The 13672-nt window shown below is 62.2% G+C and carries 16 protein-coding genes; 3 read left to right on the plus strand and 13 right to left on the minus strand.

Annotated elements, in window-relative coordinates; translation table 11 throughout:
- Nucleotides 1–83: 83 nt before the first annotated feature.
- Nucleotides 84–968, plus strand: a complete 885-nt coding sequence (locus LQK83_RS06255) for a LysR substrate-binding domain-containing protein (protein ID WP_230836508.1) — start codon at nt 84–86, stop codon at nt 966–968.
- Between the two features lie 61 nt (nt 969–1029).
- On the opposite strand, the gene LQK83_RS06260 is transcribed toward LQK83_RS06255, so the two are convergent.
- The 9 genes from LQK83_RS06260 to mbhE form a co-directional block, all read right to left on the minus strand.
- Nucleotides 1030–1707 carry a glutathione S-transferase family protein gene (locus tag LQK83_RS06260; protein ID WP_230836509.1) on the minus strand — a complete coding sequence of 226 codons (678 nt, stop codon included), beginning with the start codon at nt 1705–1707 and terminating at the stop codon, nt 1030–1032.
- 181 nt (nt 1708–1888) lie between these two features.
- Nucleotides 1889–2320 (minus strand): MucR family transcriptional regulator, encoded by a 432-nt coding sequence (locus LQK83_RS06265; RefSeq protein WP_230836510.1) that lies wholly within the window; start codon nt 2318–2320, stop codon nt 1889–1891.
- A 393-nt stretch (nt 2321–2713) separates the two neighbouring features.
- A complete protein-coding gene (gene mnhG, locus LQK83_RS06270) occupies nt 2714–3064 on the minus strand; it encodes a monovalent cation/H(+) antiporter subunit G (protein ID WP_230836511.1) in 351 nt (116 codons plus the stop codon).
- Nucleotides 3061–3426, minus strand: a complete 366-nt coding sequence (locus tag LQK83_RS06275; RefSeq protein ID WP_230836512.1) for a cation:proton antiporter — start codon at nt 3424–3426, stop codon at nt 3061–3063. Before LQK83_RS06275 ends, mnhG begins: the two co-directional genes overlap by 4 nt.
- Entirely contained in the window at nt 3423–3896 is a 474-nt protein-coding gene (locus LQK83_RS06280; protein WP_230836513.1) for a Na+/H+ antiporter subunit E, read from the minus strand. The genes LQK83_RS06275 and LQK83_RS06280 overlap by 4 nt, the downstream gene beginning before the upstream one ends.
- Nucleotides 3893–5467: a Na+/H+ antiporter subunit D gene (locus LQK83_RS06285; protein ID WP_230836514.1), complete on the minus strand. Its 1575-nt coding sequence runs from the start codon at nt 5465–5467 to the stop codon at nt 3893–3895. Before LQK83_RS06285 ends, LQK83_RS06280 begins: the two co-directional genes overlap by 4 nt.
- Nucleotides 5468–5488: 21 nt before the next feature.
- A complete protein-coding gene (locus tag LQK83_RS06290) occupies nt 5489–5866 on the minus strand; it encodes a Na+/H+ antiporter subunit C (RefSeq protein WP_230836515.1) in 378 nt (125 codons plus the stop codon).
- Nucleotides 5867–5868: 2 nt separating this feature from the next.
- Nucleotides 5869–6288, minus strand: coding sequence for a Na+/H+ antiporter subunit B (locus tag LQK83_RS06295; RefSeq protein WP_230836922.1), 420 nt, complete (start codon nt 6286–6288; stop codon nt 5869–5871).
- 77 nt (nt 6289–6365) lie between these two features.
- Nucleotides 6366–8828: a hydrogen gas-evolving membrane-bound hydrogenase subunit E gene (gene mbhE, locus LQK83_RS06300; RefSeq protein ID WP_230836516.1), complete on the minus strand. Its 2463-nt coding sequence runs from the start codon at nt 8826–8828 to the stop codon at nt 6366–6368.
- Between the two features lie 232 nt (nt 8829–9060).
- On the opposite strand from mbhE, the gene LQK83_RS06305 reads away from it, so the two are divergent.
- Both LQK83_RS06305 and msrB read left to right on the plus strand, forming a co-directional pair.
- Nucleotides 9061–9237, plus strand: coding sequence for a hypothetical protein (locus tag LQK83_RS06305; protein ID WP_230836517.1), 177 nt, complete (start codon nt 9061–9063; stop codon nt 9235–9237).
- Nucleotides 9238–9482: 245 nt separating this feature from the next.
- A complete protein-coding gene (msrB, locus tag LQK83_RS06310) occupies nt 9483–9890 on the plus strand; it encodes a peptide-methionine (R)-S-oxide reductase MsrB (RefSeq protein ID WP_230836518.1) in 408 nt (135 codons plus the stop codon).
- A gap of 385 nt (nt 9891–10275) precedes the next feature.
- Here msrB and LQK83_RS06315 read toward each other — a convergent pair whose 3' ends face one another.
- The 4 genes from LQK83_RS06315 to LQK83_RS06330 form a co-directional block, all read right to left on the minus strand.
- Nucleotides 10276–10593: a TraR/DksA family transcriptional regulator gene (locus LQK83_RS06315; protein WP_230836519.1), complete on the minus strand. Its 318-nt coding sequence runs from the start codon at nt 10591–10593 to the stop codon at nt 10276–10278.
- A gap of 25 nt (nt 10594–10618) precedes the next feature.
- Nucleotides 10619–11029: a universal stress protein gene (locus LQK83_RS06320; protein ID WP_230836520.1), complete on the minus strand. Its 411-nt coding sequence runs from the start codon at nt 11027–11029 to the stop codon at nt 10619–10621.
- A gap of 169 nt (nt 11030–11198) precedes the next feature.
- Nucleotides 11199–11423, minus strand: a complete 225-nt coding sequence (locus LQK83_RS06325; RefSeq protein WP_230836521.1) for a hypothetical protein — start codon at nt 11421–11423, stop codon at nt 11199–11201.
- A 315-nt stretch (nt 11424–11738) separates the two neighbouring features.
- Nucleotides 11739–13667: a methyl-accepting chemotaxis protein gene (locus tag LQK83_RS06330; protein WP_230836522.1), complete on the minus strand. Its 1929-nt coding sequence runs from the start codon at nt 13665–13667 to the stop codon at nt 11739–11741.
- Nucleotides 13668–13672 lie beyond the last annotated feature (5 nt).

Genomic DNA, 13672 nt, shown 5'->3' on the forward strand with positions numbered 1-13672 from the left:
GCATCATTTATGCCGCTTAGTATCCGAGGTAGGGTCCATGGATTCAATCCAGCATTTGAGAGAGAGTTTTTAGAAAATCTGAAATGAGAAACTTGAATCTGGTTCATCTGAACGGTCTTCGCGCCGCCGAGGCCGTCGCCCGCCTTGGCGGTCTGGCGGCGGCGGCGGCCGAACTGGGCGTTTCGCCCGGCGCAGTCAGTCAGCAGGTGACGCGGATCGAGGCGGAGCTTGGCACTGCGCTGTTCGACCGAACCGGCAAAGGACTTGTGCCGCTTGCCCGCAGCACCGCCTTTCTGGCGCGGCTCAACGAGAGTTTCTCGTTGCTTTCCCAGGCCGTGGGCGAGATCCGCCATCGCGACGATCTCGTGCTGACGATTTCGGTTGCACCCATTCTGGCGTCGCGCTGGCTCGTGCACCGCCTGCCGGCCTTCGCGGCGCGCCATCCCGATATTCGGCTCCGCATCGAGGCCGATGACCGCTTCATACCGATGGGATCGGGCGATGTGGATATCGCCCTGCGCGTCGGACGAGGCGGCTGGTCGGATGCCGAGGCTGAGAAGCTGCTGGATGAACTGGTCTTTCCGGTCTGCGCCCCGGTGCTTGCAGACAGACTGAAGGTGCCTGCCGATATCGTCGGGCTGCCCATCGTCGTGGACGGCCCTTCTGTCTTCGGCTGGGATATCTGGCTGGAGCCTGCCGGTCTTGGCGGGACGACGCTCGACATCCGCCATGTTTTCAGCGACGGATCGCTTGCGCTTGATGCCGCGATCGGCGGGCAGGGCGTGTTCCTCGCCTGGGAAACGCTCGCCGCCTTCGCGCTGGAGCATGGGCGCCTTGTCGAGCCTTTCGACCTTCGTGTCCCCACCGGCCGCGCCACATGGTTCGTCACCCCGAAAGGCAGGCGCCCGACCGCCGCCGTTCAGGCCTTTCGCGCCTGGGTTCGGGAGGAGTTGAAGGCCAGCGGATAAAGGCGCGCCGACGATTTACGCCCCGGCATTCATCCGGCGGTGCTTTTCGGAACGATAACGCTTACTCTGCCGCACTCAGCGCCGCCGCTTCCGCCCGTCGTCCGGCCATCATCTTCTCGAACGCTGGCCGGGCGTGGCAGGCTTCATACCAGGCGCGGATATTGGGCTTGTCCTCGAAAAGCTTCGGCTCGCCCATCGCGTAGCGCATCACTTCCGCGACATTGAGATCGGCGACGGTGAAGCGGTCACCCACGAGATAGTCGCGGCCGGCCAGATGCAGTTCGAGCGCGGCGAGCGGCATTTTCAGCATGCGGCTCGCCACGGAAATCGTCTTGCGCCCGCCCTCGCTCTCCTCCTGACCGGCATCGTGCACCAGCACGATCTGCACCGTCTGCGGCTCGAGCTCTGTGGCCGCCCAGAGCGTCCAGCGCAACATCTCGCCTTCTTCGGCGATATCGGCCGGCGCCAGCGGCCCGCCATGCTTCTTGGCGAGGTAGAGCGTGATGGCGAGCGATTCTGTCAAAACCAGACCGTCATCGTCGATGGCCGGGATCTGCGCCTGCGGGTTCACGGCCAGAAAGTCCGGCGAGCGTGTATTGAAGGGCGCATCCTCCGCGAACGGGTCCTTGAGATAACGCGCCTGCGTCACCTTGACGGCGGTGAAGGCGATTCCCAGTTCCTCGGCCGTCCAGTAGACCCGCGAGGCGCGCGACAGATAGACACCATAGATCGTCAGCATTGGTCCCGCCCCCTGCGGTCAACGGCGCGGCCTGCACCCGCCTTCTGGCGGTTCCCTGCGGCCTTCGCCTCAAAAAAGAAAGCGTGGATGCGATCCGTTAGAATCGCATCCACGCTTCATTGTCTTCATCGCTTACCGGGACCGCAAGAGCGGTCAGCGGTTTTCGCGGCGTATGGAAATCTCAGCGACCGCGACCCTTGCGGCTCTGGCCGAGACCCATTTCCTTGGCGAGACGCGAGCGGGCCTGTGCGTAAGCCGGTGCGACCATCGGATAGTCGGCGGCCAGATCCCACTTTTCGCGATACTGTTCGGGCGTCAGGTTGTGGTGCGTCATCAGGTGGCGCTTCAGCGACTTGAACGAGCCACCGCATTCCAGACAGGTGATCTGGTCGTCCTGCACAGAGCGACGTACCGAAACGGCCGGCTTCGGCTTTTCCACGACGGGCGTGACGGGGGCAGGAGAGGAGGTATTCGACAGCGCGCTGAAGACCTCTGCGATCAGGTTCGGAAGATCGCTCGAGGGAACGACATGATTACCGACATAGGCCGATACGATATCCGAGGTCAGTTCAACGAGAAGGCCCTGATCCGGGGTTTTAAGGGTGTCTGTCATAAAATTCTCCTAGAGATAGTGAGAAACGCCCGAAGCACATGTCTCACATAAGCTAGACGTGAGCGCCTCTGGCGATCACTTGTTGAAAAATTAACGTTTTGCTGCCGCCGGACAATTGAAGCGGGCAAGTTTAGGCCTACTTTAATCTTTGCATAATCCTCTTGGCCCGGGGCGCGAAGAGGAATTTCCGGCGAAGCGCAACCTTTACAGACGTCGTGATTACCACCCTTTCAGTAAAAGTCCATACGCTGATAAGGGAAATTTACCAATTCTAACCAATCCGTAACAATTGCCGGAAACGATACAGGAATAGAACAACCTGAATGTTAGCTCCGGGTCAAACGTAGTCATGGCGAAAGGCATTCTGTCTTGGCGGTTTTGCAGGCGCACTGACTACTTGGAAAGAGTGTCCGTCTGGCCACTGCGATAGTCGTCACGGACGCTTGCGGGATCGAGAGGCACACGCGCCAGATGTGCCGCGCGCGCCAGAAGATGTGCCGACACCGGCGCCGTCAGGACAAAGAAAACGAAACCGGCGGCGGCGCGAACCAGGATCGCGGGATCCTGCGAGCCAAGGCCCGTTGCCAGAAGCAGCAGCCCCGAGCCAACCGCCCCCGCCTTCGAGGCGGCATGCATGCGCGTATAGACATCGGGCAGGCGCAGGACGCCGAGCGCCGCCAGAAGCGCGAAGATCGAGCCGCCGACAAGCAGTAGGCTGACGGGAATGGCAAGCCAGAGCGTCATCGCCTTTTCCTCCCGGTGACGGATTTTTGCTTCACCTTGCCCGTCTTTTCGACGCCGGGCTTCGGCGTGCCCGCCTTGACCCTGCCGGCGCTCGCCAGGATGAAACGCGCCAGCGCGACGGTGGCGAGAAAGCCGACAAGGCCGAGCGCAATGGCGATGTCGATATAGAGGTGAAAGCCGGTTTTCAGGGCGATGACGGCGATGAAGCCGATGGCGATCGCCGTCAGCATGTCGAGTGCGACGACGCGATCCGGCAGGCTGGGTCCGAGAATGACCCGCACCACCGTCATCAGAAAGGCCACCGGCAGCGCGATCAGCGCAAACCAGGTTGCCGCATAGACGATCTGGTCGCCCGCCGTCATCGAAACGCCTCCAGAATTTTCGCTTCGAACCCGTCGGCGATGTCGCGGATGGTCGCTTGCGGATCGGCGCAGTCGAGCGCGTGGACGTAGAGGAAGCGCCGGTCGTCGGAAACGTCGACGGACAGCGTACCCGGCGTGAGCGTGATGAGATTGGCGAGAAGCGTGATCTCGAAATCGCGGTCCACCCTCAGCGGAAAGGCGAAAATGCCCGGCTTCAGGTCCATCTTCGGCCGGCTGACGAGAACCGCGACCTTGAAGGCCGAGAGCGCCAGTTCCTTGAAGAAGAGAAGCGTCAGCGCCAGCACCCCGAGCGGCCGGACCGCAATCCGGCTCGGCTGCACGTTTTCCCGGATGAGGAAAAGCGCCAGCGCCGACAGGACAAGCCCGAAGCCGAGGTTGAGCGGCGCAAACGAGCCGGTGACCGCCGCCCAGATCAGCGTGAAGACGAGAAGAACCAGCAACCGCGTCATGGCAGGGGCCCTCCCAGCGGCGAAAGTCCGGGGAAGACGGAATGCAGATAGGCCGTCGGCTCAAGAAGCCCTGCGGCGGCCGTCTGCGCCAGCGCCAGAAGCGGTTCGGGATAGAGCCCGATGCCGAGGGAGAGAAGCGTGAGACCGACAAGCGGGACCGCTTCGCTGGCCTCTATCCGCGCCGGCTCGACCGTTCCTGAAACTGGCATCCGCCACCAGCCGAGCGCGAAGGCGCGCATGACGGCAATGGTCGTTAGGAGGCCGGAGACGAGGATCACGCCGCCCTGCCACCACGCGCCGAAATCGAAGGTCGCCTTCACCAGCATCGCCTTGGGCCAGAAGCCGGAGAAGGGCGGCAGGCCCGACACGGAAAAGAACAGCGCCAGCGTGATCGCCGCCAGAAGCGGGCTCCTGGCGTAAAGGCCCGAAAGATCGTGCAGTGAAAACGAACCGCCCATGCGCCCTGCAACGCCAGCCATGAGATAAAGCGCCAGCATGACGATCATCGAATGCATCGCATAGAAGAGCGCGCCCGCAATCGCCGTCTGCCCACCCAGCGCCACGCCCGACAGGATGATGCCGATTCCGGTGATCACGATATAGCCGAGCATGCGCCGCAGATCCGATTGCGCCAGCGCCCCAAGCGCGCCCGTCAGCATGGTCAGGATCGCCACGACGCCGATCAGCAGCGAATAGGCATTACCCTCCTGCGGAAAGATCATGACCATGACGCGCAGGAGCGCATAGACGCCGACCTTGGTCAGCAGCCCGGCAAACAGTCCCGCCACGACGATGCGCGGCGTGTGATAGGAGGCCGGCAGCCAGAAGTTCACCGGAAATGCCGCCGCCTTCATCGAAAACGCGGCAATGAAGATGAGGCCCAGCGTCATCAGCGGTGGGATCTCGCCGAGCTTCGGCGCCTTGGCCGCGATGTCGGCCATGTTGAGCGTCCCGAAAACGGCATAGAGAATGCCGACCGCGATCAGGAAAAGCGTCGTGCCGATGAGGTTCAGGATCGCGTATTTCGTCGCGCCATCGAGCTGCGCCCGCTCCGAGCCAAGGATGATCAGGCCGAAGGAGGAGATCAGCAGAACCTCGAACCAGACATAGAGGTTGAAGATATCGCCGGTGAGAAACGCCCCGGAGACACCGCCGACCATCAGGAGAAGGAAGGGATAGAAGCCATAGGCCCGCTTCGTCCTGTCGATATCGCCGAGCGCCGCAATCCCGCCCGCCAGCGCGGCGATCCCGCCCGTCAGATTGAACAGCGCGCCGGTGAGATCGACCGTAAAGGCAATCCCGAATGGCGGCAGCCAGCGCCCCATCACCATGGTCACCGGCCCTTCGCGCGTGACGGCGAAAAGCAGCGCCGCATCGATCAGCACGAGGGCAGCCAGCGCCGGGATCGCCAGCCAGGCCTGCAGCCCCGGCCGCTTGCGCACCATGATCAGGATCGCGCCCAGCAGCAGGCACCAGACGGGCGGCGCAATCACGAGCCAGTGCGCGGCCGGCACGGGTGCCAGAACCATCGACTTTTCAAGCGCTTCGAGGGGGATGCTATTGGCGGCCATGAATTTTCCGGTATCCCTCCCTCAATAGCCCAGCGGCGGTTCGGCCGCGTCTTCCGGCTCGGCGAGGCGCATCTGATGCGTGTCGTCGGTCTTCAGCGTCTGATACGCGCGATAGGCCAGCACCAGCAGGAAGGCGAAGAAGGAAAACGAAATGACGATGGCCGTCAGGATCAGCGCCTGCGGTAGCGGATTGGCGGCGCTGGCGGGCAGCGCGTCCGCGCCCTTGCCGATGATCGGCGGAACCTCGCGCGTCACTCGCCCGGCGACGAAGAGCAGCAGGTTGACCGCATTGCCGAGGATCGCCACGCCGAGCAGGATGCGAATGATATATTGCGACAGCATCAGATAGATCGCCACGGCGAAGAAGATGCCGACGATGACGGACATGAAGCCTTCCATGCTCAGTCGTCCTCCCGTTCTTCGAGCGCCAGCGCAACCGTCGTGATTGCTCCCGTCACCACCAGATAAACGCCGATATCGAACAGCATCGGCGTCGACAGGGCGACTTCCGTGCCGAATATGTTCGGAAACACCCACAGCGCCGTCATGAAGGGCACGTCGGCCGCCAGGGACATCAGGCCGGCAAGTGTCGAAACCGTGAGCCCAGCCGCCGCAATCGCGGTCGGATCGAACCACAGCGCGCGCCGCACCGCCGAGACGCCTTGCGCAATGCCGAGGATCGCAAAGGCCGAGGCGGCAATCAGTCCGCCGATGAAGCCGCCGCCCGGCTGGTTATGCCCGCGCAGCAGCACGAAGACGGAGAAGAGCACCATCAGCGCCGTGAGATAAGGCGCCATGGTGCGGAAGATCAGCGTGTCCATGCCCCGGCGCATGGGGCTGCGCTTCTGACCCTCCGCCGGGTCAGGTTTGGGCGCGCGGGCCGGCTTGGGCTTGGCCATCAGGCGCTCCTTTCCGGATCGTTGTCCGCCGGCTTCACGTCGCCGGACACGCGGATGCGGATGAGCGCCAGGATGGCAAGGCCGGTGATCGTCACCACGGCGATCTCGCCCAGCGTATCCGTGCCGCGGAAGTCGACGATGATGACATTGACGACATTCGTCCCATGCGCCACCACCTTGGACCATTGATTGAAGAAGTCTGTGAGCGTGTTGTTGAACGGCACCTGCACCGCGCGCATGAGCAGCGCCGCAAAGCCGGCCCCGCAAGCCAGCGCGATTGCCGCATCCTTGAGCCGCTCGAACCCATGGCGATGATCGCTCGGCTGCAGGTCCAGCCGCGTCATCACCAGCGCCAGGATCACCACCGACAGCGTCTCGACCATGAACTGCGTGAAGGCCAGATCCGGCGCGCCATAGAGCATGAAGATGACGGCGACCGCAAAGCCCTGAATGCCGAGCGAGACGATGGCGGTCAGCCGGTCGGCGGCGAAGACCACCGCGAAGAGGCCAATGACAGCGATGGCAAAGACCATCAGCTCATGAAAACCGGCGTCTACCGGCCAGAGAGGCGCGGCCGGCCATTCGCCGAACGTGGTCATGGGGACGAGAAGTGCTGCCGCAATGACGATGAACGTCACCATGACATAGGTTTCCAGACGCCCGGTCTGGATGCGCCGCGTGATGATATATGAGCCGCGCACCAGCCCGCGCATCGCCTGATCGAACCCCTGATCCGGCCCCCAGCCGATCGATTCCAGCGCGGCGGCTGCGGCCTCGCGCGCCCGGTCGAGGAGAAGATAGACGATGACGCCGAGCGCGACCGTTGCCAGCGACAGCAGGAAGGGCAGGGAGAGATGCGGGATAGCCGAAATGCTGATGCTTCGCTGTTCATGCGCAATGGCCGAGGCCATCGGCGCGGAGAAGGTCGCGTGGAACGCGTCCGAGAAGATCCCCGCAGCCAGTCCCGCCAGCGCCAGAACGAGCGGGCCGATGAGCATGAGGGCAGGGGCTTCGTGAATGTGGGGCGTGTGCCTCTTGCCGATCTCCCCCCTTGAGGGGGAGATGCCCGGCAGGGCAGAGGGGGGTGCCCCGGTCTCAGCGCCAGCCGCCGCCCCATGGTGCCCCCCAGGCAAATCCCGCTCGGTCCCGATAAACGGCTTCAGCGCCACGGCAAAGGCTAGAGCGAACATCAGCCCGTTGCCGATGATCGCGAACAGCGTGAAGGCGATGGCCCGCGGATTGCTGCCCGCCAGAGCCTCGTAAACCTCTTCCTTGGCGAGAAAGCCGAGGAAGGGCGGCAGCCCGCCCATGGAGAGTGCTGCCAGCATGGCCGCGGCAAAGGTCAGCGGCATGGCCCGCCAGAGCCCGCCCAGCCGCGTGATGTCACGCGTGCCGGCCTCATGGTCGATCGCGCCCGCCACCATAAAGAGCGCGCCCTTGAACAGCGCATGCGCAATCAGATAGAGCACGGCACTTTCCAGGGCATGCGGCGTGCCGAAGCCGGTCAGCATGACGAGCAGCCCGAGCGAAGCGATCGTCGTATAGGCGAGCATCAGCTTCAGATCCGTCTGGCGCAGGCCGATGACAGTGCCAGCCAGCAGCGTCGCGCCGCCGAAGACGGGCAGGATCGTCTCCCAGGCCGCGGTGTCGCCAAACACCGGCTGCAGCCGCATCAGCAGGAACACACCGGCCTTCACCATGGTTGCCGAATGCAGATAGGCGGAAACCGGGGTGGGGGCCTCCATGGCGTTGGGCAGCCAGAAATGGAACGGAAACTGTGCCGACTTGGTAAAGGCCCCGCCGAGGATCAGCAAAAGGGCCGCAAAGAAATAGGGGCTCGCCTTCACCGCCTGCGCGTATTCGATCAGCAGCGAGATGGTGCTGACACCGGTCATGTTCCAGACGAGAATGAGCCCCGCAAGCAGCGCCAGCCCGCCGCCGCCCGTCACCACCAGCGCCTGGATCGCCGCGCGCCGCGAGGCCTCGCGCGAATGATCGAAGCCGATCAGCAGGAAGGAGGTGATCGAGGTCAGCTCCCAGTAGATGAAGAGCATGAGGAAACTGTCGGACACCACGACGCCAAGCATCGAGCCCATGAACATCAGGATGAAGGAAAAGAAACGCCCCTGCTGCGCATGCCCCTTCAGATAGCCGCCGGCATAAAGCAGGATGAGCGCGCCGATGCCCGAAATCAGAAGCACGAAGGTCAGCGACAGCCCGTCGATCAGCCAGGAATAGCTGACATTGAAGGAGGGAACCCACAGATATCCGCCGGTGATCGCCTGTCCGCCCTGCACATCGGCCAGCGCCCGGCAGAAGAAGGCGAAAATGCCGGCGGGCACCAGCGCCAGCGGCAGCGCCGCCCAATGCCCGAGCGCCCGCGTCAGCAAGGGTGCTATAGCCGCCGCGAGGAACGGCGCGATCAGGGTAAGGAATATGTAAGGCGCATCGCTGGCCGCCATGAGGTCTCCGCATTGGCATCGGGAAAATGAGAGATAGGGCAATGTGCCGGGTGGCTCAACCTTGAGAAGGGATTTTTCGGGGGGAGGGCCAGAAAATCTAACCGCTGCGTACCCTGCTCGCGGCGCCCCCGATCCGATGCAAAACCTGTTTTTCTGCGGAACATGCCCCTGCGGTTCCTGTTAGGTCAACCGAGATCGCAAAGTTGATCTCGTCAACCCAAGGAGAAAAGCAATGGCAAATCAAGGTGGTTCGCACGAACAGCACGTGAAGGCCGGAGAACAGAGCCACAAGAATACGGGCTCTCAGCAGAATGCTTCCTCGGACAAGGACAATTCTTCTTCCGGTACGCGCGGCGGCTCGCATGAACAGCATGTGAAGGCCGGCCAGCAAAGCCACAAGAACGACTGAGCAATTCAGGGAGGCCGCTTCGGCGGCCTCCTCAATACTTGTCGTCCCGCATCATCCCGACCGCCCGATTTCATCACACCAAGTTGATCCCGCTTGATCCCCCGCCCCATTGCCGAACCGTCTCGACATCCCCATCTGTCGTCGCGTAACTTCAACAAAATCAATTGGCAAAATGCCCGCCCTTGAATCAGTTTCTGAGTGCGCTCAGGTGCTGCAGGAGGCGAGGCAGTCGCATGGAGGCGCATATGGCACACATGGTTCCCGTCATCACCAAGTCGGACGAAGAATGGCGCGACCAGCTCACGCCGGCACAGTATCATGTGACGCGCGAGCATGGCACCGAGCGGCCCTTTACCGGCCCCTTCTGGAACACGTTCGAGCGCGGCACCTATTCCTGTGTCTGCTGCGATGCGCCGCTTTTCGTGTCGGACACGAAATTCGATGCCGGCTGCGGCTGGCCGAGCTTTTTCAAGGCGGTATCGGAGGATGCGATCAGGGAGATCGAGGATCGCTCGCATTTCATGGTCCGCACCGAAATCCGCTGTGCCCGCTGCGACGCCCATCTCGGCCACGTCTTCCCCGACGGCCCGCCGCCGACCGGCCTGCGCTACTGCCTGAACGGCACGGCGATGAATTTCACGCCGGATAAGTGAGGATTATGAGGAGAGGGGAGTTTGCGCAACGCCGGCCTACTGCGTTTGCATTCGCGGCATCCCGCTCACCCCGCCTCCGCTTCCGCTCGGCGGACCTCTCCCCAAGGGGCGAGGAGGCCCGAGAGGCTGCGGCAATCTCCTGCTTCTCCCCAGCGGGGAGAAGATGTCCGAAGGACAGATGAGGGGGCGGCCCGCTAGGGCCGAATGACTTCTGAGTTCGGGCAGGCTTAAAACAAAATGAGGCCGGGTGCTCCCCGTGAACACCCGGCCTCTACTTTGCGCGGAAGAAGGGTTTAACCGCCTCACCCCCGATACGGTCCGCGCATCGTTTCTTCAAGCGTCCCGCCTCAAGGCCTGGTGGCCTCGGCGGGCGCTTTCCATCAAGTCACCCCATGCATTCGCGGCAAAGCGCGGCATGCGGAACGGCCGTGAGCCGCTCTTCGCTGATGGGTCCGCCGCAGCGCACACAGGTTCCGTAGGTGCCGTCGGCCACGCGTTTCAGCGCCGCCTCGATCGCCTTCAGTTCCATCTGTCCCTGCAGGCCCAGTTCTTCCAGGACTTCGTCATTCTCGCGCTCGGTGGCGCGCTCTTCGCTATCGGGATTGCGCGTCGTGTCGAGATCCGTCTCGATCTTGCCGAGCCGCTGCATGAGTTCGTGCTGGCGGGCCAGCAATCGGGCTTGGTGCGGGTTCATGGCGTTCATTGCCCTCTCTCCGGATCCATGGGTTTCAGCGGTCGACCAGAACCGAAATATCGGCATGCCGAACCACGCGGTCGGCGGTCGAGCCGAGGAAATAGTTGGAAATGTCCGGCCGGTGCGACGCCACCATGATCAGGTCGGCCTCATGGGCCTGTGCCGCAGCCAGAATGTTGCTGGCGGCCTGCCCGGTGCGAAGCTCGGCGCGGGTCCGCACCTTGATCTCGGCGCGCATCTTGTCGAGCGTTTCGAGTGCCTGCTTGCGGTTTTTCTCGATGACATGCCCCGGCACGTCGATGGTCAGATAGCCCGGAATGTCCTCGACAACGTTCAGAAGCACGATCTCGCCGCCGTCATCGGCCAGCGCTTCCGCCTTCTTCAGGATTTTCGCACCCTTGTCGATCTGCGCGATATCCACGGCGACGATAATTTTCTTGAACATGATGCTCTCCGTCCGGCGGATGCATCGTGGGGCGATCGCGCCTCGCTTCAATGCATCCGTCTTGATGGAAAGTGTCCGTCGTTTCGAAGCGTCCCGCATTGATTGAAATCAAGATTTCGCTTGATCCTGGTCAAGCAGCCGCTTGATCCATCTCAAGGCGGCTGTCGTCTCAATCGTCCAGATAGGGCCACGAAAGAACGATCAGCAGCGCGAACATGCCGGCAACGGCGGCGAGCGCGGGGATGATGATCGCCGGAAAGCCGAAGAAGGTAATGGCGAGCGCCCAGAGGAGCAGGCAGTTGATGACGAAGAGCAGCTTCGCCGCCACCGTCCCCTCCGCCGCCTCGCGCAGCATCCAGCCGAAGATGGGGATATTGTAAATGACTGCCTGCATGATGCGCTCCTTTCAATCTTCCGAAAGTCGCGGACTTCCGAAACTTGCATTTGATCAAGAATTGACGAAATTCAAACGAAGGTGGGTGAAGAAATCACCGCGTATCGCGTGGGTTTCTTCTTCTTTCTAAGCTCGTCTATCAATCCATAGCGCAGTAGAGCGGAGCCTATTTGCCGTAAAGCAAATAACACGCGGTGCAGCATTCTGCCGCAGGCCATAGTCTTCAGCCGGATACGGAAAGGGCCGCCTCGAAGGAGACGGCCCTGATTGTCATGAAGTAAAGTGGAGCGGTGTGCGGGAGGAGTTCCTGTCTGCTCAGAATTCTTCCCAGTCCTGGCTCTTCGTTGCCAGATTGCCGCCTGCTCTTGCCGCCATATGGGCAGGTCTGGCGGCGGGACGGTTGTCGGCCCGGTCCATGGTCTGACCCATGGTTCTGGCCGTCCTGCGCAGCATGGCGGCGTTGTCGGAACGGCCTGCCAGTTTGAAGGTCGTGACCAGTTCGCGCAGTTTGTCGGCCTCGCGGGTGAGCGCCGTTGCAGCCGCAGTCGATTCCTCGGCCATGGCCGCGTTCTTCTGCGTGCCCTGGTCCATCTGGTTGACGGCAATGTTGACTTCCGAAAGCCCGGCCGACTGTTCGGCGGACGATACGGCGATCGATTCCACATGGGTGTTGATCTGCACGATGAAGCTTGCGATCGACTTCAGCGCCTCGCCGGTCTCGCGAACGAGCTTCACGCCGCTTTCCACCTCGGTGCTGGAATTCTGGATCAGCGCCTTGATTTCCTTGGCGGCCTGTGCGGAACGCTGCGCCAGTTCGCGCACTTCCTGCGCGACGACGGCAAAGCCCTTGCCCGCATCGCCCGCACGCGCCGCTTCAACGCCCGCATTCAGCGCCAGCAGATTGGTCTGGAAGGCGATCTCGTCGATAACGCCGATAATGTTGGAAATCTGCGTCGAGCTTTGCTCGATGCGGCCCATGGCCTCTTCGGCGTTCGAGACAACCTGCGCCGACTTTGTCGCCGATGTCGTCGCCTGATTGGCGACGAGCTTTGCCTCGCCGCTGAGGCGCGCCGAATTCGTCACATTGACCGTGATCTGGTCGAGGGCTGCTGCAGTCTCTTCCAGAGCAGCGGCCTGCTGTTCGGTGCGCTTCGACAACTCGTTCGAGCTTTCGGCGATTTCGCGGGTCCCGTCATTCATGGCGATAACGGCTTCGGACACCTGCGCCAGCGCCGAGCCCAACTGCTGAACGGAAGAGTTGAAATCGTGGCGAAGCTGTTCGAATTCGGCAGAGAAGGGCTCGTGAAGGGCAACCGTCAGATCGCCGGCGGCCAGCTTCTGAAGTCCGCCAGCAAGGCCCGAAGTCGCAATGCGGAGGCGCTCGGAAGCATCGGCCTCGGCCTTGCGCTGGAGTTCGATCCGCTCGCGCTCGGCATTCTTCCGGTTCTCTTCGGCGGCGCGTTCCAGTTCGCGATTGCGCAAGCCGCCCTGGCGGAAGATTTCCAGTGCACCGGCAATGGCCCCGACCTCGTCCTTCTTGTCGGCGTAGGGAATATCGACCGTCAGGTTTCCATCGGCGATGTCGACCATCCGCTCGGTAATGGTGCGCAGCGGGCGCGACACGCCCCTGAAGATGACCCAGAGCGCCAGCGCCGACATGGCTATTGCGACAACGGAGAAACCGATCAGCAGATAGCGATTCATTTGAGCGTCGCCCGCTGCATCCTTGGAGACCTCGTCGGCCACACGGATCTGAAGATCGACCAGTTTGCCGATATCTGCGGTGATCGGATCGATCGACGCGTAAAGCTGGGTCGTCACGAATGCGTCCAGCGCCTTCTGGTCCTTGGCCTTCAGGATCTGCAACAAAGTCTTGATCGGTTCATGGCCCTGCTTGATCGCCTTGTCGGTCGTCTCCGCCAGGGCCTTTTCATCCGCCGTCAGGTAGGTCTTCAGATAGTCTTTCCACAGCGCTTCGGACTTGGTCAGTGAGCTTTCGACCGACGTCACGCCATCGGCGAAGCTCATCGTGCCGCTGCGCACCTTGTGCGACGTGTCGACAATATTCACGGCATAAAGATCGCCAACCATTTTCAGATTACGGGTCGGCACCAGCCGGTCGCTGACGATCGTCGAGATCGAGGACCCCATCGTATTAAGAATACTGAAAGTTGATATGATGGAAGCAATGATCAGAACGACCAATCCAAGGATCGTTACACTCAATTTTGTGGAAATTTTCATGCTGA

It is taken from the genome of Rhizobium sp. C1 (genome assembly GCF_021026335.1).
Taxonomy (GTDB): Bacteria; Pseudomonadota; Alphaproteobacteria; order Rhizobiales; family Rhizobiaceae; genus Ensifer_A.